The sequence below is a fragment of the Dactylosporangium sp. CA-092794 genome (genome assembly GCF_050948465.1).
Taxonomy (GTDB): Bacteria; Actinomycetota; Actinomycetes; order Mycobacteriales; family Micromonosporaceae; genus Dactylosporangium.
The window spans coordinates 8,012,487-8,038,622 of the sequence record NZ_CP192044.1 but is presented as its reverse complement, the minus strand read 5'-3'; the positions used below and the strand labels follow the sequence as shown (position 1 = coordinate 8,038,622).

At 69.4% G+C, this 26,136-nt stretch carries 20 protein-coding genes; 7 read left to right on the top strand and 13 right to left on the bottom strand.

The genetic code is table 11. The features are described 5' to 3' along the window. The first annotated feature begins 68 nt into the window (after positions 1 to 68). Positions 69 to 1,400, top strand: coding sequence for a glycoside hydrolase family 16 protein (locus ACQPXD_RS34310; protein ID WP_432825469.1), 1,332 nt, complete (start codon positions 69 to 71; stop codon positions 1,398 to 1,400). Here the strand turns inward: ACQPXD_RS34310 and ACQPXD_RS34305 are convergent. From ACQPXD_RS34305 to ACQPXD_RS34270, 8 genes are read right to left on the bottom strand one after another with little or no spacing between them, the layout of a single operon-like run. Continuing rightward, positions 1,292 to 2,914, bottom strand: a complete 1,623-nt coding sequence (locus ACQPXD_RS34305; RefSeq protein ID WP_432825468.1) for a lipopolysaccharide biosynthesis protein — start codon at positions 2,912 to 2,914, stop codon at positions 1,292 to 1,294. The two genes, ACQPXD_RS34310 and ACQPXD_RS34305, sit on opposite strands and share 109 nt — an antisense overlap. Next, positions 2,914 to 4,122 (bottom strand): polysaccharide pyruvyl transferase family protein, encoded by a 1,209-nt coding sequence (locus ACQPXD_RS34300; protein ID WP_432825467.1) that lies wholly within the window; start codon positions 4,120 to 4,122, stop codon positions 2,914 to 2,916. The genes ACQPXD_RS34305 and ACQPXD_RS34300 overlap by 1 nt, the downstream gene beginning before the upstream one ends. Positions 4,123 to 4,140: 18 nt before the next feature. Beyond that, positions 4,141 to 4,914, bottom strand: coding sequence for a DUF1616 domain-containing protein (locus ACQPXD_RS34295; protein ID WP_432825466.1), 774 nt, complete (start codon positions 4,912 to 4,914; stop codon positions 4,141 to 4,143). Beyond that, positions 4,904 to 6,802, bottom strand: a complete 1,899-nt coding sequence (locus ACQPXD_RS34290) for a hypothetical protein (RefSeq protein WP_432825465.1) — start codon at positions 6,800 to 6,802, stop codon at positions 4,904 to 4,906. The genes ACQPXD_RS34295 and ACQPXD_RS34290 overlap by 11 nt, the downstream gene beginning before the upstream one ends. Beyond that, positions 6,799 to 7,635 carry a polysaccharide deacetylase family protein gene (locus tag ACQPXD_RS34285; protein ID WP_432825464.1) on the bottom strand — a complete coding sequence of 279 codons (837 nt, stop codon included), beginning with the start codon at positions 7,633 to 7,635 and terminating at the stop codon, positions 6,799 to 6,801. Before ACQPXD_RS34285 ends, ACQPXD_RS34290 begins: the two co-directional genes overlap by 4 nt. Further along, positions 7,632 to 8,915 (bottom strand): glycosyltransferase family 2 protein, encoded by a 1,284-nt coding sequence (locus ACQPXD_RS34280; RefSeq protein WP_432825463.1) that lies wholly within the window; start codon positions 8,913 to 8,915, stop codon positions 7,632 to 7,634. Before ACQPXD_RS34280 ends, ACQPXD_RS34285 begins: the two co-directional genes overlap by 4 nt. Next, positions 8,915 to 9,877 (bottom strand): glycosyltransferase family 2 protein, encoded by a 963-nt coding sequence (locus ACQPXD_RS34275; protein WP_432825462.1) that lies wholly within the window; start codon positions 9,875 to 9,877, stop codon positions 8,915 to 8,917. The genes ACQPXD_RS34280 and ACQPXD_RS34275 overlap by 1 nt, the downstream gene beginning before the upstream one ends. Then, entirely contained in the window at positions 9,874 to 10,584 is a 711-nt protein-coding gene (locus ACQPXD_RS34270; protein ID WP_432825461.1) for a glycosyltransferase family 2 protein, read from the bottom strand. Before ACQPXD_RS34270 ends, ACQPXD_RS34275 begins: the two co-directional genes overlap by 4 nt. A gap of 812 nt (positions 10,585 to 11,396) precedes the next feature. Between ACQPXD_RS34270 and galE the strand changes: the two genes are divergently transcribed. The 6 genes from galE to ACQPXD_RS34240 all read left to right on the top strand — a co-directional run bounded on the left by galE (position 11,397) and on the right by ACQPXD_RS34240 (position 18,401). Further along, positions 11,397 to 12,365, top strand: a complete 969-nt coding sequence (galE, locus tag ACQPXD_RS34265) for a UDP-glucose 4-epimerase GalE (RefSeq protein WP_432825460.1) — start codon at positions 11,397 to 11,399, stop codon at positions 12,363 to 12,365. Between the two features lie 347 nt (positions 12,366 to 12,712). Further along, positions 12,713 to 13,627, top strand: a complete 915-nt coding sequence (locus ACQPXD_RS34260; RefSeq protein WP_432825459.1) for an NACHT domain-containing protein — start codon at positions 12,713 to 12,715, stop codon at positions 13,625 to 13,627. Positions 13,628 to 13,817: 190 nt separating this feature from the next. Then, positions 13,818 to 14,555: a hypothetical protein gene (locus ACQPXD_RS34255; RefSeq protein ID WP_432825458.1), complete on the top strand. Its 738-nt coding sequence runs from the start codon at positions 13,818 to 13,820 to the stop codon at positions 14,553 to 14,555. A 108-nt stretch (positions 14,556 to 14,663) separates the two neighbouring features. After that, positions 14,664 to 15,239: a hypothetical protein gene (locus ACQPXD_RS34250; RefSeq protein ID WP_432825457.1), complete on the top strand. Its 576-nt coding sequence runs from the start codon at positions 14,664 to 14,666 to the stop codon at positions 15,237 to 15,239. Next, positions 15,211 to 16,445 (top strand): IS3 family transposase gene (locus ACQPXD_RS34245; protein WP_432825453.1). Its coding sequence is split into 2 segments (ribosomal slippage): positions 15,211 to 15,490 and positions 15,490 to 16,445, totalling 1,236 coding nucleotides; the frame shifts between segments, so codons are not numbered across the junction. Before ACQPXD_RS34250 ends, ACQPXD_RS34245 begins: the two co-directional genes overlap by 29 nt. A gap of 105 nt (positions 16,446 to 16,550) precedes the next feature. Next, positions 16,551 to 18,401 (top strand): hypothetical protein, encoded by a 1,851-nt coding sequence (locus tag ACQPXD_RS34240; protein ID WP_432825456.1) that lies wholly within the window; start codon positions 16,551 to 16,553, stop codon positions 18,399 to 18,401. A gap of 152 nt (positions 18,402 to 18,553) precedes the next feature. On the opposite strand, the gene ACQPXD_RS34235 is transcribed toward ACQPXD_RS34240, so the two are convergent. The 5 genes from ACQPXD_RS34235 to ACQPXD_RS34215 form a co-directional block, all read right to left on the bottom strand. Next, positions 18,554 to 21,565, bottom strand: coding sequence for a DEAD/DEAH box helicase (locus tag ACQPXD_RS34235; protein WP_432825455.1), 3,012 nt, complete (start codon positions 21,563 to 21,565; stop codon positions 18,554 to 18,556). 325 nt (positions 21,566 to 21,890) lie between these two features. Continuing rightward, positions 21,891 to 22,352 carry a tyrosine-type recombinase/integrase gene (locus ACQPXD_RS34230; RefSeq protein WP_432825454.1) on the bottom strand — a complete coding sequence of 154 codons (462 nt, stop codon included), beginning with the start codon at positions 22,350 to 22,352 and terminating at the stop codon, positions 21,891 to 21,893. Positions 22,353 to 23,405: 1,053 nt separating this feature from the next. Next, positions 23,406 to 24,640, bottom strand: a protein-coding gene (locus tag ACQPXD_RS34225; protein WP_432825453.1) for an IS3 family transposase whose coding sequence is annotated in 2 segments (ribosomal slippage) — positions 23,406 to 24,361 and positions 24,361 to 24,640 — 1,236 coding nt in all. Because the reading frame shifts where the segments join, the coding sequence is not laid out codon by codon here. Positions 24,641 to 24,673: 33 nt separating this feature from the next. After that, positions 24,674 to 25,594, bottom strand: a complete 921-nt coding sequence (locus ACQPXD_RS34220) for a tyrosine-type recombinase/integrase (RefSeq protein WP_432825452.1) — start codon at positions 25,592 to 25,594, stop codon at positions 24,674 to 24,676. Beyond that, positions 25,591 to 26,058: a hypothetical protein gene (locus ACQPXD_RS34215; RefSeq protein ID WP_432825451.1), complete on the bottom strand. Its 468-nt coding sequence runs from the start codon at positions 26,056 to 26,058 to the stop codon at positions 25,591 to 25,593. Before ACQPXD_RS34215 ends, ACQPXD_RS34220 begins: the two co-directional genes overlap by 4 nt. Positions 26,059 to 26,136: the final 78 nt, after the last annotated feature.

Sequence of the window (26,136 nt, the reverse complement as noted above, 5' to 3'; positions counted from 1 at the left end):
GGCCGAAGACGCGTCAGGCTCGTGTCGTTCCGGCCGACCGATCTCCACCTGTTTGTCACTATTGTGCAATGGCCGCCCGCAGTAGAACGCTGGTCCTCGTTGCGTTGACGGGCCTGCTGCTCTGCGCCGGCGTTGGCCTGGCAGCGACGACGCATCAAACGGCGCCGCACTCGTTGTCGCAGAGTGGCGCCGGGGTCTGTGGGCCGACTTCGTCGGTTTCGAGCCCGGACCAGGTCGGAGGCCTGCCGCTGGGTTGGAGCCGGCGGTGGGTCGCGTCGGACCGGTCGGTGACGGACAGCCAGGGGCAGGTGTGGGAGCCTGACGCGGCGGTGGCGCGCGGCGGGATGATTCGGCCGGCGGCACGATCGATCGCCGGCACGGGGACGCCGGCGCTGTACCGGCACGAGCGCACGGGCGTCACGCAGTACGCATTGCCTGTGCCGACCGCGGGTCGGTGGATCGTGGTGGTGTATGCGGCCACGGCCGTTCAGCCATTCGACGTCACGGCCGGTAGTGACATTGCCCGCGTCCGGGTCGGCGTTGCGGGCGTGCGGCAGGTCGCCCTCGTGGCTTCGACCTCGGCGTCAGTCCTGACGGTCGCCTTCAGCGTGGGTGCGGCTTCGGTGAACGCGATCGCCGTTGGCCTCGCGGGGCCGGCTGCGGATACCTGGTCCACGCGATTCTGCGACGATTTTGCGGGGTCGGCGGGCCGCGGGCCGGACGCGCGCAAGTGGCGGCATGAGACAGGGCCGGTCGGATCGTGGGATGGGCAACTGCAGACGTACACGGACCGCCCGGCCAACGCCGGCCTCGACGGGCGGGGGCACCTGTCCGTTGTCGCGCGACGGGAGCGGATGTCTTTGCCCGACGGAACGGTCCGCAACTTTACGTCGGCCCGGCTCAACAGCATGTTTGCGGGAAGGTACGGACGTATCAGCGCCCGCATCCAGGTTCCTGCGGCCGCCGGCGGGTTGGCCGCGTTCTGGATGCTCGGTGCTGATCTGCCCGACGTCGGCTGGCCCGAGTGCGGCGAGATCGACATTCTCGAGTCACTCGGCGCTGCGCGGCCCGGCGTTGTTTATGGCACGTTGCACGGGCCGGACGGCAGCGGGGGCGGCTGGCAGTCGGGCGCCGCAGCCATGCCGGCGGCCGGTTCCTCCGCGGCGTTTCACGAGTACAGCGTTGATTGGTGGCCCGGTATCATCCAGATCGCGGCCGACGGCGTGGTCTATGCCGCGTTCACACCGGCCGACCTGAGCCCGGGCCAGCGCTGGAGCTTCGATCGCCCGGCCTACATTCTGTTGAGCTTCGCGGTCGGCGGAAGCTGGGCCGGCGCACCAGCGGCGTCGTCACCGTTCCCGCAGGTCATGCTCGTCGACTCGGTCATCTGGCGCAACTGATCCTCGATCGACGCCGGTTCCGTGGCGCTGAACCATGAGAACCGCGTCCGCGGCTCGTGCGTATGGTCGGCGTCCAGCGTGGACAGTGGCACGGTGCCGTGCGTGTCGACGGCCACCACCGCGGCGAAGCCGACTGTTTGGACCTGACAGATTCCGACGAAGCGTCGGGGCGGGTCGGCGGGCATCACCACATTCGGGGTCGTGCGCCTGCGGGCCGCCGCGACCAGGGGTGGGATCATCACCGCCGTTTCGATCGCGCACGCGAGGGAGAACCACGTCGCGACCCCCAGAATGCCGTCGAGACGCCCGCCGAGCCACGCGGCTGCCAGCTCCGCGGCCGCACCGGCGGCCGCCACGATCGCGGCCCGGCGCAGGGTGCCGGTCACCCTGGCCACCGCCATGTACAGCTGCTTGACGACCGTGGGGGCGTACGACAAGGTGAGCAGCGCCAGGCACTGCGGGCCGGCTGTGAGGTACGCGGTACCGAAGATACCCATGACGGGGCCGGCCAGGACCATCAGCAGCAGGCTTCCGGGCACACCCAGCACCGCCGACACGGCGAGGGCGAAGCGCAGCTTTGTGCGCAGGGCCGCGCTGTCGCCGGCCGCGATGGCAAACAGCGACGTCGACAGGTGGGTCGGCAGCATGTAGAGGAAACCGACGATCATCCAGGCGATGAAGAAGGTGGCGTTGGCGGTGGGGGAGAGGGCGGACGCGACCACCAGGGGCAGTCCGACTCTCGGAATCGTGGTGGCGAGGTTGAGGGCGTTGTGGCCCAGCGCCGCTCGCGCCAGGCCGCGCAGCGCGGACGGACGGGGCCGGGTGAGCAGCCGCACGCCGCGGCGGCGCAGGTGCGGCGCGACGAGCGCGAAGGATCCCAGTGTCCCGGCCACCCAGGTGGCAGTGATCGCGGCCGGGCCGGCGGCGCCGATGCCGGCGCCCAGCAGCGCGATCAGCAGCAGCTTGCCGGCGGCGAAGTAGGTGTTGCGCCACATCTGGACGTGGCTGAGCCGGAGGCCGACCAGTACCTGGTCGAACACCAGGCCCACAGCGGTCGCCGTGACGCCGCCGACCAGGATCGTCGCGAGCCCCCACGCCCCGGGTCCGGCGAAGAGGCGAGGGCTGAGCAGGGGAGCGACACACACATACACCAGCGCGAGTACCGTGGCTGCCGCCCCGGCCGCAGCCAGACCTGCGCTCACCAGCTCCGGTGCGCGGTGTGGGGACCGGCCGAGCTCGGTGATGAGCAACGTACCCAGGCCGAACATGCCGAGCGAACCGAGCAGGGTCAGGGCCGAGACCGCCGCCGAGGCGACGCCGACGACCTGCGCGTCGAACATGCGAGCCGCCACGATCCAGTAGACGAAGCCGAGCGCCGAGGTGACAGCGGTACTGCCGAGCAAGGAGCCGGAGCTGAACAGCAGATCGACGTTGTGCCCGAGCGCAGCGGCGAGGCCGCCGGCGCGCCGGCGGTGTTTCGGGGCATACGCGGACGCCGTGGTGAGCCCGGCCATCAGGACGGGTCCACCTCGGCGGCGAATCGCTCGTAGAGCCGCTGGGACGAATCCGCCATCCGGGCTGCCGCGGCGGTGATGTCCGTGCGTAGCTCGTATGGCGCGTGCCAGGCATGGGACAGCCGGTCGGCGAGCGTATCGGGCCAGTCGTGTGCGTCGAGCCGTACGGTGTTGCACGCCCCGTCCGGGAACAACACGCGGAGTGCCTCGAATTTGAGGTCGTAGTAGCTCGATCGGGAGAGTCCAACCACCGGAATGCCGCGGGCCAGCGCGAAGACGCCGGCGTGGTAGCTCGACGTCAGTACCGCGCGGCAGCCGGCGACGGCGTCGGCCAGCTGGGCGGGGGAGTGGATGTCGGCGCTGACGGACTCGACGGCGGGCAACTCGGGCAGGACGGACTCGGTGGCGCGCAGATCCTCGTCGCCGTGCCGGGAGATCGGCAGTGAGACCACCCGTCCCCCGGGGGCCACCTCTGCCGCGGCGAATCTTGTCACCTCCCGGCGGAGCCGTTGCACGACGGCGGAGTCCATTCCTGTGTACCGCGTGACCCGGACATTGACGCCGAGGGCTGTTCCCACCGCGGCGGCGCGCCCGGCACCCGCGAGGGCGAGGGCGTCGTCGCCGGTCACGGACATGACTCGCGCTGGTACACCCATGGCGCGCAGCATGGCGGCGGACGTCGGCTCGCGCATGCCGAGTGTGCGCAGCCGGGGCAGCACGAGCCGGGCCCGGCGCAGGACCGGGCGGGAGGTCAGCGGCCCGATTCCCTGGCCGAACATCGCGGTCGGCCGGCCGAGGCGCTGCGCCGCGGCGAGCAGGTTGAGCACGCCCGCCGCGTGCAGGCGGAACGAGTCGTTGACGAAACCGCCGCCGGTCGAGACGACGACATCGGCACGCCGGACGGGGTCCAGCAGCGCGTCGGGTGGCGCAAGTCGCGCGATCAGTTCCGGGGCTAGTACTTTGTGCGCCCAGGACAGTGCCACGCGGCCCCGGTGCGAAAGGACGGTGCGTAGCGCGCCGGTCGGCCAGCCCAGCGGCACTGGCACCGCGCCGGGGCAGTGCTCGGCGAGCCGCTGCGGCGAGTTGGTGACCACGTGCATCGTGGCGTGCGGCCAGAGCTTCTGCAGCCGCTCGTAGCCGGCTACCAGCATGGCCATGTCGCCGAGATTCAACAGCTCGTATCCGCTGCATTCCACCAGGATGTGCATGACTGCCCCCATGGGCGCTCAGGCCGGCGAACCGCCGGCGAATACCGTTCGATAGGGATCTGCCGATCCGTCCTTGAACAGGACGACGGTGACCCGCTGTCCCGGGGGCGCCGGCTGCTGCGACGTCCACTGCTCGCCGTCGGCCAGGCCGAACGTGAACTGCCGTGGCGGCTGCGCGGCGACCGAAACCTCGAGGCGGTATTGCATCGGATGGCCTTCCTGGTTGTGCACGCCGATCAGCACCTCCCGTCCGGCCGTGCTGTGCTCGGTTGTCCACAGCGCGGTGAAGGCGGCGGTGTCGTGGCGCTCGGCGCTGCGTACGGACCAGCCGGCCGCGACCGCCAGCGCCACCGCGGCGACGGTGACGATCGCCAGCGGCATGGTGCGGCGGGGTCGCCGGCGCGGGCCGGGCTCGCCCGTTTCGGGTACCCGGGGCGGATCTGCCGCCGACGCCCGGCTGAGCCGCAGCACCGCGGCGGCGGCCGCGACGGTGGTAACGGCGGCCGCCGCCCACGACCAGGTCACGGACGTCAGCCTGATCCCGGCCGCGTGCATGAGCAGGCCGGACACGACGAGCGCGGCGAGGCTCGCGGCCGGAATCAGCACAAGCCGCTCCGGCCGGGTGAGCGTGGGCCGCGGGAAGAGTGCGGTGACGACGGCCGTGCCTTGCAGTGCGATCGCCAGTAGCAGGCCCAGGGGAACTCGTATGGCCAGCGGCGCGTGCGGTACGACAGCGGCGGCGGCCGGTGCCAGCAGCCCGATGCCGATGTGTGCCAGGACGTTACGGGACATAGTCGGAGTTCCTGATGTCGTAGAGGCGGATGTCACCGCTGTCGTAGATCCGGCTGATGCCCGGGACCGCGTCGAACTTGGTCATGCAGTCCAGCGGCAGGGGACTGGTGTGGCGGTTGGCGAGCGGATCGACGGGGAAGTACGAACCAGACGCCGGCAGCGCCGCGGCGAGCCGGAGGTCGACGTAGACGTAGCCGATCGACTGGTCGGCGACCAGCTTCCGGTCGTCGGCGGTGACGGACCGGTCGTAGTACAGCGGCGCGGCGTTGCGGACCGTCTGCTGCTCGCCGTAGGTGCTCAGCAGCGTGTACGAGGTGAAGTCGGTGGCCCACCGCCGATGCGGGCCGACGTGGTCGCGCACCCAGCGGGCCGCCTGCACCCCCTCGGGCTCGACGGAGCGTTCGAACCCGGAGACGAGGAATCCGCCCGGTAGCCGCGCCCAGTGCGGCGGCCAGCCGTTGGTGATCCCGGACGCGAACAGCAGGCTGACCGCAACGGCGCCGAGGATCGCCGGGTTGCGTACGGCACGCCAGCGGTACAGCCCGTCCTGCTCGATCACGGCGGCAACGACGAACGCGACCGGGACGAAGACGAACGTCGAGGCCCGGCCGGAGAGCTCAGCACCGTCGGAGGCGACCAGGCGGATCACCATGAAGATGCCGAACGCCGACGATCCCAGCAGGAACGCCAGGTGCCAGGGTCCGATCGAGCGACGGCGCCGGAGCTGCCACCAGCCGCGGACCAGGTACATCGCGGTGATCAGCAGTCCGGCGACGGCGATCACGCGGTCGGACAGCGGGACGATGAGCGGTGCGCTGCCCTCGCCGAACGCGCCCAGCCGGCCGTGGACCAGCTCGGCGACGTTGCCGGCTAGTTCCTCGGCCGGCGGACGCAGGTAGCCGGCGGCGTCACCGGCGACGAACGTCAGCCAGGCCGTCACGACCGCGGCTGCCACGACCGTCAGTACAAGCGGCCGCAGCTGCCGGGGCCGGCCCCAAGCGAGCTCGCACAGCGCGACGAGCAGCAGCGTCGCGACCATCACCATCGACGTCACGTGGTGGGCCGCCGCGGTGACCACGATCGCGGCCACACCGAACAGCAGCAGCGCCGGGCCGTCCGCGCCGCCGCGCCGCCACATCCGGGCCACCCAGACCACGAGCATGAAGAACGGCAACGCCAGCGTCTGGTACAGAAACATCGAGTCGAAGAACAGGAAGTGCGGACTGGCGCAGTACACCAGCGACGCGATGGCGGCGTGGCGGCCCGACCCGGATACCCGGGCGACCACGATGTAGAGCGCGCCGACGAACAGCGCATGGGCCAGCCCGGCCACCATCGCGCCGACCACATTCACCGACAGACCCGTTATCGACACGAGCGCGGCCGTGACCACCTCCAACGCCGGGTAGTGCGTCGAGACCGGCAGGGCGTCGTTGGGGACGAAGAGCCGGCCACTGTCCAGGACGTCGGTGGTGCCGCGCCAGTGCTGCAGCTCATCCGGGAAGCGGAACTCGTCCGGGCTGTACATCCACTTGACCAGGTAGAGCTCGGCGACAACCCAGCCGACCAGGAACGCCGCGCCCGAGTCCTTCACTCCGCGCCGGGCGAGCACGCCGGCCGCGACGGGCACGAAGATCAGGGCCACCGCGAGCCAGTAGAGCGCCCGTGCCGAGGGCAGCCCCGCTCGGCCGGCGGCGTAGGCGGCGGCCATGGCCACGACGCCGAGCGACGACGCGAGCGCGATCATGGCGACGGTCCTCGCCACCGGGAACCGGCCACCCGGCCGCGGGAGCCGGGCTCCCGGCGGGCTGTGTTCGTGGTCGCCGTCACGGGACCTCGGGATGAACGGCAGCGACCCGACCATGTCGCCGACCGGCCGACCCGTCATGCAAGCACCTCCGATGTGTTCGCGGCATCCGGCCGGGGACCCTTCTGCGGTCCGACCAGCCCGGCCGTGCGTCCCAGCTCCCACAGCGCCTGCTTCGTCCGGCCGGCCCAGCGCTCGGCCCCGCCGTACCTGCGGCCGATCGCCGCCACCACCGCCGAGCCGTCCATGTCCTGAGTCACGGCGATGCGTGGCAGCGCCCGGACATCGTGACTCCGCGAGGCGGGCAATCCGATCACGGCGCATGCGGCGTCGTACCCGGCCGCGCCCGCCATCCGCCGGGTCACCGCACGGTGATAGCCGAAGGGGTACGCGAGGCTGCGCACGCCCAGACCGAGTCCGTCCTCGAGCAGCGCCCGGCTGCGCCGGAACTCGTCAAGCATGCGATGCTGCGGGCCAACGTCGACCGGGCAGTGCCGGTGGCCGTGCGATGCGACCTCGATGCCGGTCGCCGCGGCCTCGCGCAGCTGCGACCAGCTCAGCATCGACCGGTGCGTGTCCTCGCCCGGCAGCCACCGCGCCGAGCCGCCGATGTACGCGGTCGGCACGAACAAAGTCGCCGTCGCCCCGTATGCCTGCAACAGCGGCATTGCGGCGGTGTGGAAGTCGGCGAGCCCGTCGTCGACCGTGACGACCACGGTTTTATCCGGTAGCGCCGTGCCGTCGCGCAGCGCGGCGGCCGCCCGGCCGAAGGTGACGGTCTGCCATCCTTCGGCGCACAGCGCGGCCAGATGCTGCTCGAACCGGGCCGGTGTCACCGTCCACCGGCGATATCCGGGCGTCATCTGGTCCGAGACGCTGTGGTACATCAGGATCGGTACCGAAGCTCCGGTCACCGGGCGGCCTCCGTTCGAAGCCGGCGCGCGGCGCGCCGGGCCCGCAGATATGCGCCAGGGCCGGCCAGCAGCCCACGCTGGTTGGCGGCGAGCAGCGACGGCGGGAAGTCGGACGGGACACCGTCGGACCGCCCGGCCCGGGAGCGCAGCGCGGCGGGGAACAGCCGCAGCAACGGCAGCAGCAACGCCGGACGGTCGAGCAGCAGACGCGTGTAGAACGCGCCGAGCCCGACCCCGTAGCCGCGCATCTGCCGGGTGAGCCCGTCCAGGTCACGGCGATGGTAGTGGCGAACCAGCGCCGGCGGGTGATAGACGATCGTGCCACCGCCGAGCAGGTGCAGCGTGAAGGCCAGGGTGTCCTCGGCGCCCATGGCGGCGGTGCCGGCGCCCAGCGCCGTGTCGAAGCCGCCGATGGCCACCAGCGCCTCTCGGCGGAAGGCCATGTTCCCGCCGGCGCCGAACGCCGGCAGCGGATACAGCGGGCTCTGCGCGGCCGCCGTCGCCGGCGAGTGCACCGAGCCTCCGAACCCGCGGCCCTTGCTATGCCCGCCGTACCCCTCGAACCACTCCTGGGGTTTCGTCGCCACCTCGGCCGGCACGATGACCCCGGTCACGCAGCCGGCCTCGGGGTGGCGGTGCAGCGCCCGGGCCACTTCGCTCAACCAGTGGCGATCGGCGACCTCGTCGTCGTCGATCCAGGCCAGGACACCGCTGGTCACCTCGGCGATCGCGCGGTTGCGTGCCCAGGACAGGCCGGGCCGCGGCTCGCACACGTATGCCATGCGGGGGTCGGCGAGCTCGGCGACGACCCGCCGCGCCGCGCCGGTCTCCGGCGCGTTGTCGACCACGAGCACCCGCCAGGCCGGATAGTCCTGATCGCGGATGCTCTCCAGGCAGCGGCGCAGCCCGTCGGGCCGATCGCGGGTGCACACCACGACGGTGATCGGCTCGGCCCGTTCGTGCACCCGTCGCCGTTCGGCCAGATACGGCGAGCGGGACGGGTCCAGTCCGGTGAGCTCCTGCGGTGGGGCGGCCGGGAACCCGGCGGCGACCAGGCGGGTCGCGATCTCCTCGCGCAGCCGGCGCTCGATGAGCTCGGCCACGCATTGCGCCGGCACGCCATCGCCGGGCACCGGCACGACGAACATTCCCAGCGGCTCGGTCCACAGCCGCACGATCAGCCAGACCGCGTCGGCACCGGCCGGGTACAGGGCCGGTATCGGCTCCGTCAGCTCGATGTCCCGCACGACCGCGGGCGCCGACGTCACGTCAATGCCCATCACGCCACCCCGCCGTCGGCGACGACAACCGGGCGGCGTCCGGGCCGGGCGAGGCTCACTTGCGCCCGCACCACGCCGAGGGCGGTGGCCAGTACCCCGGCCACGATGGCCGCCGAACGGGCGGCGCCCCAGGGCCGGCCGCGGATGGTATCGGCCAGGCCGTGCACGACGGCCGCCGGGAGCAGGCGGCGGAGGTACGCCGACTCGGAGGCCAGGCTGCCGGGCCGGTTCAGCAGGCGGGCCAGCTCGATCTTGCCCCATCCCTCGTGGTAGCACCGGCGCAGGAAGAACCGGAAGGTCGACCGGTCCGCCGGGACACGATGGTCGGCGACGGCGTCGGGGACGTGCAGCCACACCGCTCCGAGGCGCGCAGCGGCCATGCGGATGCACAGGTCGGTGTCCTCCGGGCGGGACCGGTCGCCGAGCTTGCCGAATCCGATCCGGAATCCACCGACCGCCGCGAACACCGAGCGTCGTACGGCCATGTTCTCCGACCAGACGTTGCGCACGCGGGTCCGCACGACCGGCATGCCGGCGTAGGAGGCGCCGACGACCCAGTGGAACTCGGCGGGGAACCAGCGCGGCCGGCCGACCTCCCACAGCGGCTGGACGTCGCCGCCCGTGCCGACCACGGACTCGTCGCTGAACGGCTCGACCAACGCCGCGAGCCATCCCGGCCGGGCCGCCGCGTCGTCGTCGAGGAAGGCGATCAGGTCCGTGCGGGCGTGCTCGGCGCCGGTATTGCGGGTGCCGGAGGCGCCGCGATGGTAGCGGTTACGCAGAACCGTGACGGCGGGGATCTCGGCGACGACCCGGCCCAGCAACTCCTCGTTGTGATCGACCACGACGACGATCTCGGCCGGGGCCGGCTGCTGGGTACGTGCCGACTGGACCGCCCGGCACAGGTACGGCCAGCGCCGCATGCTGTGCGCACCGACGACAACCGTGACAGGAGCGCTCACTCGAACGCCTCCCGCTGCACGACGAGAGCGCCGGGCAGGTGCCCCGCCGTCACGACCGGCCGGCGGCGCACGCGCTCACGCACGATGGTGACCAGCACGCGGAACCCGTCGCGGAACGTGCGCAGGTTACTGTCGCCGAACAGCCGGCGGCTCTCGAAGCTGGGCACCTCGCGAATCGCCAGGCCCGCGCGCGCCACCCTCGTGTTGATCAGCGTCTCGATCTCGAACCCGTCGCCCCAGCGCTTCTGGGCGGTCGTGTCGTGCGGATCCGGCAGCGCGAACGCCTCGATGCAGCCCAGCCGGAAGGCGTTGAAGCCGTAGCACAGGTCGGTGAAGCGAGTGCTGAACAGGCCGTTGGTGAGCGCGTTGAGCACCAGGTTGCCGAGGCGCCGCACGGTGGTGATGTCGTCGCTGCCGCCGCCGAGCACAAAGCGGCTGCCCTTGGCATAGTCGGCCCCGGCCTCCAGTGCGGCGATGAACAGCGGGATCTCCGCCGGATCCATGGAGCCGTCAGCGTCGATCATCACGACGAAGTCGCCTCGGCACGCCGCGAACCCGGCCGCGAGCGCGTTGCCTTTGCCGCGCCGGGCCTGCTGGACGACCCGGATGCCGGGCCACGAGCGCCGAGCGACCCCGACGGTGTCGTCGACCGACCCGCCGTCGACCAGGATGACCTCGTGGACCCCCGCCGGCATCCGCGCCAGCACGTGTGGAAGATTCCTTGCTTCGTTGCGCGCCGGAACAACCACGCTGACCCGTGACAACCCGCTCGCCGACGTGATCGGTGGCGCGTCACGCAATCCGCCCCCCGGATGGTCGTTCTGTGCTGCAGGCATGGATCTCCTCCGATGATCTGTACTGGGAAGCGGCAATGCGGTTCGCGGCTGCTCGGGCTCAGCAATGCACATACATCATGCAATGCGCACGAATGCCTATAAACCTCTGCAAGTGCTGTCCTATACGGACATTCGCGAGCCCTGGCCAGCGGTGCGGCGGCCGGGCTCCGATCAATCCGCGGCTGAGCGCATCCGTTCGGGTTAATCCGTACGAGGGCGGTTCATGAACGTCTCTCGTTTTGGCGACCGTCGGGCACGGCCTGTTCCGCTATGGACGTAAGGTCAACACAATGACGAGCTGTAGATGCGGCCACGAGCGCTCGGCGCACGAGCACTACCGACGTGGACGGGAGTGTGCGCTTTGCGACTGCCGGCGGTTTCGATCCGCGGGCGGTCCCGGTATTGGCCTTTCCGGTTTCCTGCAATGGTTCCGGCGGGAGCAACCGCCGAATCGCTGACGCGGCGTACGTTACCCGGGACGGCCCGATTGGGCCGACGCCCGAACGAGTGAAACCCCGACATGCGCGCAAGAAATCCGCTGAGCCAGGCGGAACGCATGGACCGGACGGTCATCCGCAGTGGAATGAACGGTCGAATTGCATTCATATTCACTCGGTTCAGGTATCGCCAGCCGCCACTGCGGAACCTACTGTTCCCGGCATGCCCACCTCTCTGCGCGTCCCATGAACTGGCTGGTCACCGGCGGTGCCGGCTATCTCGGCGCACACGTGGTCGCCGCATTGCGAAACCGGGATGATCGGGTGGTCGTCGTCGACGATCTGTCGACCGGACGGACCGATCGGCTATCCGACGGCGTCGTATTCGTCCGGGAATCCGTCTGTAACGAGAATGAAATAAGGCTCCTGCTGAACGATCTCCGTGTCGATGGCGTCATGCATTTCGCGGCGCACAAGTCGGCCCCGGAGTCCGTCGCCGACCCGGCCCGTTACTACCGGGAAAACGTCGGTGGGCTGGCGGCGCTGCTCGGTGCGGTCCGGCAAAGTCCCGTACGCCGGCTGCTCCTGGCAAGTTCGGCCGCCGTCTACGGAGTATCAGCCGAGGTGCCGCTTGCTGAGGACCGGCCGACCCGTCCAATCAATCCCTACGGCCACACGAAGCTCATCTGCGAACAGCTGCTCGCGGCGGCGGGGCCGGCCTACGGCCTGTCGTGGTGCGCGCTGCGGTTCTTCAACATCGCCGGCGCTGGCTCCGCGATGCTCGCCGACCACGCCGGACAGAACGTCTTTCCGCTGCTCTTCCGCGCCCTTCAGGAGAGCCGGCCGTTCCGCATCGCGGGCGGCGCGTTCGCCACCCCGGACGGCACGGGCGTCCGCGACTACGTCCACGCCGAAGACGCCGCTCTGGCCTGCCTGGCTGCTGCCGACCGGCTCGGCGGCAGGCCGCTGGCCGGCGTCTACAACGTCGGTACCGGTCGCGGGTACTCGGTCCGGCAGATCGTCGAGGCTGCCGAGGAGATCACCGGCATTCGAGCGCACACCGCGATCGCCGCCGCCCGCCCCGGCGATCCGGCGTCCGTCGTGGCCAACGCTGACCGGATCCAGCGTGACCTCGGCTGGACCGCAAGGCGTTCGTTACGTGACATCATCCGATCACACTGGGAGTCCGCTGTCCGGTTGGTACCCATCCGTTAACGTCCGCTCGACCATCGGAACCCACAGAGACTCGGCGGCGTCGATCTCGCAGGCGGCGCCTCTACGGCGGGCCGATAGGCGGGACAACGGCACCGGCCGCCGCTCGATCGCGTCTGGCAGGCCCGTTCCTCCCGGGCAGGCCACAAGCAATGGGCGCGCCCAGGGCGGTTACCACTCAGGGCTGGCCGGATGATGAGCGGTATCGGCGAGCGAGATAGGCTTTTGCCCCGGCGTTTCGGGGAGTCGGTCACCGAGGGGCACGCGAGATGGGTTCGTCCTTTGGCGTCCGGGTACCCCGGGTCTGCCGGATCCGGTCCGGGTCCGTAGCGGACGAGTTGCCCTTTCCCGTGAACGAAGACGGATTCCTCGCCACGTCGTGGAGGGAACCGAGCGGTTCGGATGGCGGTGACATCGTCGGCCGCCTCCTGCCGCTGCAGGATGCACTGCGCAGCGGGGCCGTCGTGTTGCTAGGGGAGCCCGGACTTGGCAAGTCGACCGAGTTCCGCCGACTGCGCGAATACGGCGACGCCGGTGGGCTAAGGGTCGAGGAGCCCGTCGATGGCGCTGACCTCGCCGATGCGGCCTCATTCGAGGAGCTTGTCGGCTGCCACCTGAGGACGCTCCCGCCCAAGCCGGTCCCAGCGGGTGCCGCGACGGCATCGGGCCGGCCCACACCCGGCCTGGTCATCATCATTGACCAGGTCGATGAATGCCCGATCCTGCAGCAGCTCGCGGGGCACCTTCGGCGCGCGCTCGACGGCCGCGACACCGCCGGCTTACGCCTCGTCCTCGGATGCCGTACGGCAGACTACCCGGCAAACCTCACCGTGGTGCTGAGGACAGCGTGCGGGTCTTGCCACCTGGCCGATCTGGCTCCGCTCACCCGTGCCGAGGCCACGGCTCTGGCGTCCAGCGTCGAGGGTGTCGACGGCGAAGCGCTGGTCGCGGCGGCTGTCGAGTGCGGCGCGGGAGCCCTCGCGAGTGTGCCGCTCACACTCGAACTGCTTGTCGGCACCTACCGCAGGCGCGGTTCCCTCGACGCGCTGCCGGTCGACCTGTTCGCCGACGGTGTGCTGCAGTTGCTGGACGAGCATGACTCGGATCGCAGCACCGTGAACGGAGATTCGACCCCGAGCCAGCGGCAGGCGGTCGCGGAGCGGATCGCCGTCCGGTTGGTGCTGTCAGGCCGACGGACCATCTGGCGCGGGCGCGCGCGGAGCGGAGGCCCAGGACGTCAACGCCGCCGGGTTCGCTGGAGGTGAGGAGACCTGCGAGGGCGGGACGTTCCATGTCGCCCCCGGGGTCGTCGACGCGACGCTGGCGACCCCGCTGTTCACCGGTCGCGGCACGAACCGGCTGGCGTTTCGGCACGCGTCGTTCGCGGCCTACCTCGCCGCCCAATATCTGGTCCGGCACCGCGTTCCGTCCGCGCAGCTGCGGCCGCTGTTTCTCATGCCGTTTGGCCGCGCCGATCATGCTGTTCCCGTCGCGCTGCGCGAGACGGCCGCCTGGCTGGCCGGCGCGGCCGACATAGACACGCGCTGGCTTGTCGAGGCCGACCCGGAGAGCCTCGTGCCGCACAGCCCGCTGGTCGACTCACCCGCGGTACGCGAGACGATCGTTGCCGCGATGCTGCGCCGAGCAGGCGAGATCGAGGTCGCGGATCGGCCGTGGGCCCGGGCCGGACGACACCTCGCCCATCCAGCCCTCGGCCGGCAATTGCGGGAGGTTCTGGCTGAGTCGGACGCGGGACCGCCCGTGGAGTGGGAGTCTCGGGCGCGGGTCCGGTTGGCTGTCCGGCTGGCCCGCGACGCCGCGGACGCCGATCTGGTCGACCGGCTCCTGCAGCTTGCCGAGGACGACGCGTGGGACGACTCGACCCATGTGCTGGCCGCGTCGTCCGCATTCGCGGGCGACCCGGACCGCGCGTCGGATCGGCTGCGAGGGCTCCTGCGCCGGTTCACGGATCCGGCGGTCGCGGTTGGTGAAGACCCGGACGGCGAGCTTCGCGGCGGCTTGCTGCGCATGCTGTGGCCGCGGCATATCGCGACCGTGGACGTGCTGCCGGTGCTGCGGCACCGCGGCAAACCCAGGCGCATCGGCACGTTCCGGCTGTTCCGGCGCATCTTCGCGGAACGCCTGCCAGAGGGTGACCTCGACACGGTGCTGCGATGGGCGGCGGAGGAGTAAAACCGGGGCGAGGAGTCGAGCAACCTCCCCGATTCCTTCGACGACTTTGTCGACGACCTGGTCGATCGGGCTCTCTCGGCGCATTCCCCGGCCGCTCACGTGAGTGGCGTGGCTGCGGTCGTGCGACACCGGATCGAGCAGTACCAACCGGTGCCGATGCCCTGGGCGCTCGACCTCGTCAACGCCGACGGACGGGAGCCAGCAGAAGTCTGTGCGCTGCGCCGCAGTGTCGCGCACGAGTTGATCCAGCAGTGGGTCGAGGCCGGGACGTTCAACCACGACAGCGCCTGGGACATGCTCGGGGGGTGGACGGGCCGTCGCTATCGACGCAATGCCGGCGATGCGGAAGGCGCGCTGCGGTCGGCTGGGCGGCCCGCGTTGCTGGATTCTGGCGACTTCGTGTGGCTCTACCGGCTGGCGACCGACGCCACAACGGGCGGCCGGGGCGAGATGGCCGAGGCGTTCGCCGTTGCGGCCGCCACGGTGTTCGACCTGGCCGACGACGAGTCGGCGACGCTTGTCCTCGAAGACCGGACCCACCGCGTGTGGAAGCACGTCAGTTGGTGGTTCGATCCCGTTCCGCTCGACAGCGAGGTAGCGCGGTGTCCTGCACCGGGTTTGATGGAGACATCGAAACCTGGGAGGAATACCAGCGATGCCTGCACCGAAGAAGTACCCCGATGAGTTGCGTGAGCGTGCGACCCGGTTGGCGGTCGAGGCCCGCCGGGACCCGGTGTCGGCGGTGGGCGCGATCCGGCGGGTCGCCGATCAGCTCGGGGTGCATCCGGAGGCGTTGCGGACGTGGGTGAAGCAGGCCGAGACCGATGCCGGTGTGCGGCCTGGCAGCACCAGCAGCGACGCGGAACGCATCGCCGCGCTCGAACGGGAGGTGCGTGAGCTGCGGCGGGCGAACCAGATCCTGAAGTCCGCGGCGAGTTTCTTCGCGGCGGAGCTGGACCGTCCGTCGCGATGAAGGTCGATTTCGTCGACTCCCAGAAGGAGCAGTACGGTGTCCAGCCGGTCCTGCAGGCGCTTGATGGCACGCCGGCACAGATCGCACCGTCGACGTACTACGCGGCCAAGACCCGCCCCGCCAGCGCCCGGTCCCGGCGCGACGAGGAACTGACCGCGCTGATCGAGCAGGTCCACGCGGAGAACTACGGCGTCTACGGGGCCCGCAAGATCTGGCACGAGCTGCACCGGCGTGGTGTCCGGGTGGCCCGCTGCACGGTCGAGCGGCTGATGCGCGCAGCCGGGCTGCGCGGGCTGCTGCGTGACAGGTCGCCGCGCACGACCCGGCCTGCAGCCGAGACCAGCCGGCCCGCTGACCTGGTCAGACGGGACTTCACCGCAGCCGGTCCGAATCAGCTGTGGGTCGCTGACCTGACCTACGTGCGCACTGCCGTGGGCTGGGTGTACGCCGCGTTCGTGCTCGACGTGTTCTCCCGCATGATCGTCGGCTGGCAGGTATCGACGAGCCTGTACACCGACCTCGCGTTGGACGCGTTGAAGATGGCCATCTGGCGCCGCGAGAACCAGGGCACTGACCTGGACGGACTCGTTCACCACTCCGACCGCGGCGTGCAATACCGGGCGATCCGCTACAGCCAGCGCCTCGCCGAGGCCGGCGCCGCCGCCTCGGTCGGGTCCAGGGGCGACTCCTACGACAACGCGATGGCCGAAGCGTTCAACTCCCTCTACAAGGCCGAACTCGTCCGCAACCGAGGACCCTGGCGCGGGCTTGACGACCTGGAGATGGCCACCGTCGAGTACATCGACTGGTACAACAACCGGCGCCTGCACGGCGAGCTCGGGCACGTCCCGCCCGCCGAACACGAAGCGCTACACGCGATGACCCACCCACTCACCGCAACCCTGGAAACCAAATAACTTCGTCTCCATCAAACCCGGGGCTTGACACGGCGGTGGCGACGGAGGCGCCGTGACGATGAGCCAGAGGCCTCGCCCGAGGACGTCGCCGCGTTTCATCAGCGGATGCAGCAGGTGCTTGTGGAGAGCGAGGGCGGCGAGCCCGATGCGTTCTGGCGCCTGGCGTATCTGCTGCAGTGCGAGCCGGAGACGGCCAGGGGCCAGCCGCGCCAGGACGACAACCTGCTCGACTTTCCTGGCATCGCAGTCCTGCCCGCCGATCACCCGGACCGCCTCACCAACGCCGCGCTGCGGTACCTCTCCGTCCAGGACGACCGCGCCGCGGAGTGGGTCGGGCAAGGGATACTCAACTACCGGGCCTGGGCGGGCTACCTGGCCATGGCGATGCTGTATCGGCAGGGCCGACTCGGCGAACTGCCGCCCGAGCGTTGGGCGTGCTGGACCCATGCGCTCATCGACTCGATCACGACGCAGCCCGAGGGCGACGACGTCAAGCGGAAGCTGCTCGCGATCGCCGCCCAGCATGCGCCCCAGCGGCTGGCGGACAGCGTGAAGGAGTACGTCCGGGCGGAGCTCGCGCGGGGCAGTTCGCCGTTCGATGTGCGGTACATCGATCCCGGATGGGCGCCGCCACTAGCCGCCGCCTGGGCGGACATGGTGACCGAGGTCGCAGCGGCCATTACCCGAGTGGAGCGGGTGCGGGTCTCGCTCGTCTCCGACAAGCATCGGGCGATCGCCATGGAGACCTGGGAGACGATGGTCGCGGCGCTGCTGACCGCCGGGGACGCCCGAGGCGTCGAGCTGGCCGTTGACCGGCTGCGCGCCGGTAGCGACGATCCCGGGGGACTCGCTCTGGCCGGTCGCGCTGGCCGGGCGCTGCTGCGGGCGGACTGTGCGGGTCGGCTGGCGACGGTGCTTGCCGCCACCTCGGCCCATCCAGCGACCGGCCGCGAGATCGCACTCGCCACTGGGGCGGCGTACGACGGCAGAACGTTGCTCGAGGCGCTATCCGTGGAGCAGCTCGTAGGCGTCTATCGGTGGCTCAGTGAGGTGCTTCCGCCGGACCAGGACCCACCCATAGTGCTGGAGGGGCGTTTTGTCGGGCCCGAGGAACAGGCCCGACGATGGCGCGACAGCGTGCCCGAGGCGCTTGTCACGCTTGGCACGTCGGAGGCGGTCGAGGCACTGGCCGGGTTGCGTGAGGCGTTTCGCGACCGCCAGTTCCTGCTGTACTGCCTGGTCCGCGCCCGCTGGGTCGCTGCTGCCGAACGCTGGCGGGCGCCGGAACCGGCCGAGGTCGCGAGGCTGCTCGACGATGCGACCCGCCGCTTCGCCCGCAGCGACGCTGAACTGATCGAGCTCCTGCTTGAGATCCTCGGCCAGATCGGTGCCGACCTCCCCAAGCACGGCGATCTGCTGTGGAATCACCAAGCGGACGGCAGCTGGCGGCCAGAGTACGAGTACGCGCTGCAGGCATACCTCGCGCATGAGCTTGAGCTTCGGCTCGTCGGGCGGGGCGTCATCGTGAACCGCGAGGTCATGGTTCAACCGACGGATGCCCTCACCGGCGCTGGCGACCGAACCGACATCCTGGTCGAGGTCACGCCTCGCACCAACACTGCCGACGGGCGCACGGCTGCTCGCGCGGCGGTGGTTATCGAGATCAAGGGCTCGTGGAATCCGGAGGTGCCCACCGCGCAGCGGACGCAGCTGGCCGACCGCTACATTCCGGCGGCCCGCAGCTCGGCGGGCATCTACCTCGTCGGCTGGTATCCGCTCGACTCTTGGACGAAGAACGACTGCAGGAGGACGGCCGCGGCGCGCTACAGCAAGGAGCGCCTGCTCGCCGAGCTCAGCTCGCAGGCCGAGGAGATCGCCGCCGACGGCGTGGTTTCCACCGTGCCCTGCCTGCTCGACGTAAACCTGCCGGTGCGGAAACAGCCAGAGCCCGGCTAATTTGCCAGAGCCTGGACCCGAACCCGATGTACGCCGTAGGGCCGCCGGGTCCAGCGCTACGACCCGGATCCGGTCAGGGCGCCGACCGGCCGGTGGATCTTTTGCGCAGCGGCTACTTCGGCGCAGCGTGTCGAGCATCACCGTGGAGCTGGCTACCCGCTACAAAACACCTCGAATGTTCCTCGGGTTACTGCGTGGACGTATGACTCCGCGCCGGCAAGCAGGCGGAGGTGTTCGTCGGTGCATTCCGCTTGAGACAGGCCAGGCTGAACGAGCAGCGTGCGGAACCTTGGTCGTAGCTGGGTGGCGAGCTGTCTGATGCGGTAGAGGCTGCCGATGTCGCCGAGCTCGTATGGCGAGATGCCGGTCCGGTTCGCGTAGTGTTGCGCACGTCGGTCGAGATGACGTAACAGGGGCTGTGCCCCATGCTGTCGCCATTTGGCACCGCGGACCGCCTGGCCGCACAGCTCGTAAAGATCGGTGAGGCGTGCGCCTGGGTCGGGCTTGGACGAGTACTTGCAGTGCACGAGCGTCACGATGAGTTCCCTGTCGAGAACGCGAAGGCCGACGAGATCGGCCGCCTCGCCCGACCGGTCATCGTCAAGGAGTACGTCGAACACGTCGGTGCTTTGAAGGTGTTTCGACATGAAGGCCTGGATGGAATCTGGGCGCCGCTCGGGCCCTTGGGATTCCACCCGGAGATCCACGCCGGGCCACCTCAACGTCACGAGCCGGGTCCGGTCGAAGGGCTCGATGTCGTAGTTGGGGTGCAGTAGCCGGTCTTCGCTGGTGATCATGCGGTCCCCATCGAGGAACAGAGTGGGTTTCCGCTTGTTGATCCATGCCTCTAGAGGGACCGGGGCAGGGCGAGAAAGAGCTTCTGCATCGTCGCCGACTGGTGCATACGTGAGCCCCTGTCGCGTGAAGTCGGCCTGATAACGGACCCGCCATGCGGCTGTGACCAGTGAGAAGCGGAACGGCCCCGCAGTACCGTAGTCGTCGACCTCGAACCCTACGTCGGTGACCGGGTAAGGGGCGTCACCGTAACTGATCGATACGCCGGTGCCGTTACCCATGAACAGCTCCCACGGCCACTCGAGACCGAGGAGGACATGTGGCGGTCGCTGCGTGAGGTCGACGGGAACGATGAGTCCGTTGAAGACGTCCTTGAGATCGATCCGGTCGTCGAGCAGCTTCTCGCCCTGAACGTCGCACCACTCCGCCCAGGCTTTCAGGTTCGGCGCGGATCGCACCGACCAGAAACGGCCGGACAGGGCGGCGCTGATCGTGACTCGCTCGCCCTGGTCGAACCCAGACGTGGCGATGTGCGTCTGACTCTTCCCCTGCCGGTCAGCGGTATTGAGGGCTTCCATGACGTCGCTGCCGACATACATGGTGAACCGGTTGAAGTGGTCACGGGCATCGAGCAGTCCGATGTTGCTTGGTATCAGTCGGTCGAGCTTGGCGAGCACCCGGAACGTGTGCGGCCCCTTCAGCGGCATCGGCTCACCACCAAGCACAGCGTTCGCGAGGTCCGCGTACGTTCCGGCCTTCTGGGAGCCGTGGATGTACAGCAGTCGTGTCCGCTCGTCGAAGTGCAGGATGATTAGCTCGAATATCACCTGCTCGAGGTCCGGTACGCTGCCCCAGCTGACGCTGGTACGGTGTTCGACCACGAACCAGGCGATTGAGGCCGAGGCTCCGATGGCGACCCGGTCGTCGAGGATGCGACCCTCTCCGTAGAACGTCAGCGCGCGTTCGGGGTGCCAGGACGAAAAGGGAGCTCGGTATGCAACCGCGCTCATTTTCGGTTCCAGCAGGGCAACGGCGACGTCGTCCGGCGCACCTGTGAAGGACGCTTCGAATTCGCTGACGCTTTCCGCAGCAGCGGTGGCACGTTCGGTGATATCGGTGAGCAGAAGGTTCCAGTCCGCATCCTCCCGCAGTAGGTCACGAAGCGGTGACAGCGCGACCGAAGGATCACGGGCAACGAACGCGGACGCCGTGCCGATCGTTGGAGTGTCAGGCGCACGGGTGAATCGTCCGATGAACTGGATCATCGGACTTAGGCTCTTCTTAACGTCGTGCAAGGCCGCGACCTTGAGGGACGGCAGGTCGAACCCTTCGCCGAGCATGTCGACGCAAACGACGACGCGACAAGAGCGTTCCTCCAACGCCTGCATAACTGCGCGGCGCTGCTGGGGACGGACACCGTCGTAGAGCACCGCAGGTGACAGGTCGCTGGCGCGCGCTTGGTAGAGAGCGACGATTTCCTTGGCACGCCGCACGCTCCTGGCACGGGCCATGAGGATATGGTCGAATCCGGCCGCCAGGTCGCGACGTAGCCGATCGACCGCGAGGTCGGCGATCATGGCGTCCGCGCCGGTCAGGCTTAGAACCGCCTGATAGTCGATGTGGGTGAAGTGCCCGTCTCGCTGGGCTTCGCGTAGCGGGAATCTGAAGATGGTGCGACCTGGAAGTCCCTTGCCGTCCTCGCGGAACGGCGTGGCCGTGAACAGCAGCACCGGCCGGTCCTCGAAAGCCTGGATGATGGCGGCCCAGCTCGGCGCCGGAGCATGATGAGCCTCATCGACCATGAGGTGCGTGAACTGCTCCAGAAGGGCTCCGCGCGCTTCTGGAGAGCAGGCGCCAAGCGCTTGGGGCGTTGCGACGAGCACGTTGCACGCGGCTGCCAGTGCTTCGGCGTTCGCACGGTCCCGCATCCCATGCTCAAACCGGGCGACTCGGGGCCGCAACGCCGACGGTTCGATGATCCTTTGCTCTTGGAGGATGCCGAGTGATTCGAACTTGCCCGCGACTTGGTTTCGTAGCGCCGTCGTCGGGACAATGACCAGTAACTTTGTTATCTGACACGCCACCAACAGCGCGATCATCGTCTCGGTCTTTCCCGTCCCGGTCGGCATGACAACGATGCCGGGGTCGGTGAGTCCCGAAGACCAGTAACCCACTACTGAATGCAGCGCGCCTATCTGCGGCCGGCGGAGACTGTGCGGCTCATCGTGAGACCGAAATGTGAAGGCTCCGGCATAGGATGACTGCACGTCGCTCGGATCGCTAGGCTGCCGAGAACCGACCCAAACGATACGCACCCCTTTGGTGCGTAGGACGGGAAGCTGCGCCGTCAGTGGGTCGGCTTCGTCCATGCCGCTGGCCCTCGTCGCGGGCCACCTGCCAGACGACCCGGCGACCCAAAGTCCAGTCGGCGTGTCTTCGACGTCAAGACTTCCTTCGGGAACCAGAAGTTGGCGCACCACATTGCCGTCCACCGTCAGTTGGTGGGCCCACACATTTGCGGTGACGGCACGCAGTGTCTATACCCCTTTGCGGAGGCGAGGTCATGAAGAGGTTGAGCAGACCTACTCCTGCCACGGAACGTACAGCCGCGATCCGAGTCGTGGAACAGGGCAGTTGCTGCTTCGCGGCACCAGGTCCAAACAATTGACCGGATGGCCTAGTCATTCCGTGTAGTCAGGCGGCTTCGCCGTTGATCAGGATCGCGTCCATGAGTTGCGCCGCTTTGCGTTCGGTCTCTGGCAGTAGGTGGGTGTAGACCTCGCGGGTGGTGCGTGCGTCGGCGTGGCCGAGGCGGCGTTGCATGACGTGTTCGGGGACGCCCGCGTCGGCTCCGGTCGTCGCGGATGTGTGCCGGGCGTCATGCAAGGCGATCACGGCGACGCCCGCCTGGATGCAGGCATGCTCCCATTCGCCGGTGAAGTACTTCGGGTAGTACGGCTCGCCGTCCTCTTTGCAGAAGACGTAGTCGCGGTCGTGGTAGACGACGCCGGCGTGGTCCTTCTCCGCCTGCTGCCGTTTGCGGTGGGCGCAGAGTTCGGCGACGAGTGCTGGGCCGATCGCGACGGTGCGCTTGCTCTTGCCCTTCGGTTCCTTCTCGACCACCCCGGCGCTGGTGGTGGTTCGCTGCCAGTGCAAGAAAAGGATCCCCGTTCGAAGTCGACGCGCTGCCACTTCAGGCCGGCGATCTCGTCGCGTCGCGTGCCGACCACGATCGCGAGCGCCCATGCCGCCCGCATCCGGTGCCGGGCGTGGAATTTGAGGAAGGTCCGCGACTGGTCCGGTGGCCACACGCCTTTGCGGCCCATCGTCTCCTTGGCCTCGCGGCGTGGCTGGCGGACGCCGTTGACGGTGATTCCGATGTCTTTGAGCGCCTTCATCAGCACTCGGTGCACGATCCGCACGGTGCCCGGAGAGAGCGGGCTGCCCTGCTTGTTGCCGCAGCGTAGCAGCGTCTTGAACAGGCCGTTGATCATGTTCTTGTCGACGGCGTAGAGCTGGTTCCGGCCGATGTGCGGGTTGACGTAGCAGCGGACGATGTCGCGGTAGTTTTCCAGCGACGTTTCCTCGAGGTCGAGTTCGCGCTCGTTGAGCCAGGCGTTCAACTCGGCGCCGAGCGTGCCGTCGGCGTTCATCTCGGCGCCGGCGAACGCCGCTAGGAGTTCTCGCTCGGCGTTCAGCGCGGCGGTCCGCGACTTGATTCCGCGCTTCTTCTTCTGCTGTCGCTTGCCGTCCGGGCCCGGAGGAAGATCGACAACGTAGAACCAGCGCGTCTGTCCGTTGGCGAGGTGCTAACTGAATACGGCCATTGGTGCCCCCGTGGTCACAGCGTGACGATGCGGGGCACTGTAGCTGATCGCTGTTACCACGCCCGTGAACACAAGATCACAGGCGGCGATCTATACGGCCTGCTCAGAACCCGTCGGGACGGCGGGATTTGAACCCACGACCCCTTGCCCTCCGCGAGGCGTGTCGGCGCTGGCGGCGACCATCAGAACGTGTGGGCCGCCGCCGGCGCGGTGTGACGTGGTCGGTCATGCCAGCGGATGAGGCTCGCCGGTGAGTGCGGCCAGTGCGGCTGCGATCTCCTGCAGGCTGGCCCGCACATAGGTAGCGGTGGTGCCGGCGGCGCTACCTTCGGCATGTCCGGCGTAGGCGCGGTGTCAAGCCCCGGGTTTGATGGAGACGAAGTTATTTGGTTTCCAGGGTTGCGGTGAGTGGGTGGGTCATCGCGTGTAGCGCTTCGTGTTCGGCGGGCGGGACGTGCCCGAGCTCGCCGTGCAGGCGCCGGTTGTTGTACCAGTCGATGTACTCGACGGTGGCCATCTCCAGGTCGTCAAGCCCGCGCCAGGGTCCTCGGTTGCGGACGAGTTCGGCCTTGTAGAGGGAGTTGAACGCTTCGGCCATCGCGTTGTCGTAGGAGTCGCCCCTGGACCCGACCGAGGCGGCGGCGCCGGCCTCGGCGAGGCGCTGGCTGTAGCGGATCGCCCGGTATTGCACGCCGCGGTCGGAGTGGTGAACGAGTCCGTCCAGGTCAGTGCCCTGGTTCTCGCGGCGCCAGATGGCCATCTTCAACGCGTCCAACGCGAGGTCGGTGTACAGGCTCGTCGATACCTGCCAGCCGACGATCATGCGGGAGAACACGTCGAGCACGAACGCGGCGTACACCCAGCCCACGGCAGTGCGCACGTAGGTCAGGTCAGCGACCCACAGCTGATTCGGACCGGCTGCGGTGAAGTCCCGTCTGACCAGGTCAGCGGGCCGGCTGGTCTCGGCTGCAGGCCGGGTCGTGCGCGGCGACCTGTCACGCAGCAGCCCGCGCAGCCCGGCTGCGCGCATCAGCCGCTCGACCGTGCAGCGGGCCACCCGGACACCACGCCGGTGCAGCTCGTGCCAGATCTTGCGGGCCCCGTAGACGCCGTAGTTCTCCGCGTGGACCTGCTCGATCAGCGCGGTCAGTTCCTCGTCGCGCCGGGACCGGGCGCTGGCGGGGCGGGTCTTGGCCGCGTAGTACGTCGACGGTGCGATCTGTGCCGGCGTGCCATCAAGCGCCTGCAGGACCGGCTGGACACCGTACTGCTCCTTCTGGGAGTCGACGAAATCGACCTTCATCGCGACGGACGGTCCAGCTCCGCCGCGAAGAAACTCGCCGCGGACTTCAGGATCTGGTTCGCCCGCCGCAGCTCACGCACCTCCCGTTCGAGCGCGGCGATGCGTTCCGCGTCGCTGCTGGTGCTGCCAGGCCGCACACCGGCATCGGTCTCGGCCTGCTTCACCCACGTCCGCAACGCCTCCGGATGCACCCCGAGCTGATCGGCGACCCGCCGGATCGCGCCCACCGCCGACACCGGGTCCCGGCGGGCCTCGACCGCCAACCGGGTCGCACGCTCACGCAACTCATCGGGGTACTTCTTCGGTGCAGGCATCGCTGGTATTCCTCCCAGGTTTCGATGTCTCCATCAAACCCGGTGCAGGACACGGGCTATGGCGTAGCCGAAGTTGCGTTCGACCCAGGTGATGGTTGTGTGCCGTAGCCAGTGGGTGCTGATCTCCTGTTTGGCGACCCATGGCAGGTGTCTGCCGATGCGTTCCCAGAGGTGGTCGTAGCGGCGGTGGGTGATCGGCTGGCCGTTGCGGTACCGCAGCAGTTGACCGTCTGGTGGTGCGTGGCGTTCGTCGGCGTGCTGGCGCAGGTGTCGCATGAGGGTCGGTGAGACGGGCTGCCACCGTACCGTGTCGCCCTTCTCGTGCAGCCTGATCAGGCACTGCTCCTCGTCGAGGTCGGCGGGTTGCAGCGCGAGCGCGCCGCCGCGGCGGCAGGCGGTTTCCGTGTGCAGCCGCAGGAGGAGGCTGTCCAGGACCGGGTCGTCGCCGGTGCTGGCCGCGACCTGGTTGATCTCCGCAAGCCGTGTGTCCGGCACAGCCCGGCGGGTGCTGGGCAGCCGCTTTGGTTTGGCGACTTTGGCCGCTGGGTTTTCCGCCTCGGTGAGGTATCCGTCGGCGACGGCGCGGCGGTACAGGCAGCGCAGCGCGGTGATGGTGTTTTCGGCGGCGCTGCGTCCGCCGCGGGCGTTGCTGCGGACGACCACGTGGGCTTTGACGTGTTCGACGAGCCGTTCGATGTCGGACGGCCGTACGTCGTCCAGCCGGCGGTCGGCCCACTGCTCCAGGACTCGGTTCCAGTAGCTGGTGTACGCCCGGCGGGTGCCGTCGCTGACCGCCGCGGCCACGATCGGGACATACTCGGCGAACGTCGGCGCCGCCGCCCGGGCTGGGGTCAGTTGCAGCAGGTCGGCGGGCGTGACGCCGAGCCGGGCCAGCAGCAGCCGAGCCGCTTCGAGCTCTGCCTGGCCGGCCGGTGCGTGCGGGACGGCGGTCATGATTCGTCCTGCCCGATGCGCAGCGCGTGCAGGTGGGCCACCATGGCGTCGAGCGCCTCGGGCGGGTGGACGACCAGCAGCTTTCTCGCGGGGTCGGCGCTGAGCAGTAGCCGTTCGCCGATGGTGAGCCGGCACCAGTGCCGCACCGTGGCCGGGAGCTGGACGTATCCCTGGCGGCTGATGCTGAACACGCCCTGGGCGTCGGCGGTGACCAGGACCAGCCCGGACTGCTCGCGGATGTGGACCCGGGTGCCCGGCGCCCACCCCATGGCCCGGACGAGGGCGCCGTCCGCGACACGGCCGCGGTTGTCGAGCGTGGCCAGCCCATACCGCATCGGGCTGGTGTGCGGCGAGGGGACCGGTGCCAGGGGCAGCGGCCGCCGGGGCAGCCCTCGCGGCCCCTCCGGCCCAGCGGCGGCCAGCGCGCTGGGCGGGACGATCGGGGCGATGGTCAGCGCAGCCATGCTGCCACCACCCGACCGAATAGACGGGCGTCAGGAAGCAGGGATGCTACGAAACGGTGCTCAAGCGTGCTCGACCAG

Bases quoted from the DNA above. Each gene is read 5' to 3' on its own strand.
- ACQPXD_RS34310 (WP_432825469.1), top strand. From the start codon at position 69: ATGGCCGCCCGCAGTAGAACGCTGGTCCTCGTTGCGTTGACGGGCCTG.
- ACQPXD_RS34305 (WP_432825468.1), bottom strand. From the start codon at position 2,914: ATGGCCGGGCTCACCACGGCGTCCGCGTATGCCCCGAAACACCGCCGG.
- ACQPXD_RS34300 (WP_432825467.1), bottom strand. From the start codon at position 4,122: ATGCACATCCTGGTGGAATGCAGCGGATACGAGCTGTTGAATCTCGGC.
- ACQPXD_RS34295 (WP_432825466.1), bottom strand. From the start codon at position 4,914: ATGTCCCGTAACGTCCTGGCACACATCGGCATCGGGCTGCTGGCACCG.
- ACQPXD_RS34290 (WP_432825465.1), bottom strand. From the start codon at position 6,802: ATGACGGGTCGGCCGGTCGGCGACATGGTCGGGTCGCTGCCGTTCATC.
- ACQPXD_RS34280 (WP_432825463.1), bottom strand. From the start codon at position 8,915: ATGGGCATTGACGTGACGTCGGCGCCCGCGGTCGTGCGGGACATCGAG.
- galE (WP_432825460.1), top strand. From the start codon at position 11,397: ATGAACTGGCTGGTCACCGGCGGTGCCGGCTATCTCGGCGCACACGTG.
- ACQPXD_RS34255 (WP_432825458.1), top strand. From the start codon at position 13,818: ATGCCGTTTGGCCGCGCCGATCATGCTGTTCCCGTCGCGCTGCGCGAG.
- ACQPXD_RS34240 (WP_432825456.1), top strand. From the start codon at position 16,551: ATGCAGCAGGTGCTTGTGGAGAGCGAGGGCGGCGAGCCCGATGCGTTC.
- ACQPXD_RS34235 (WP_432825455.1), bottom strand. From the start codon at position 21,565: ATGGACGAAGCCGACCCACTGACGGCGCAGCTTCCCGTCCTACGCACC.
- ACQPXD_RS34220 (WP_432825452.1), bottom strand. From the start codon at position 25,594: ATGACCGCCGTCCCGCACGCACCGGCCGGCCAGGCAGAGCTCGAAGCG.
- ACQPXD_RS34215 (WP_432825451.1), bottom strand. From the start codon at position 26,058: ATGGCTGCGCTGACCATCGCCCCGATCGTCCCGCCCAGCGCGCTGGCC.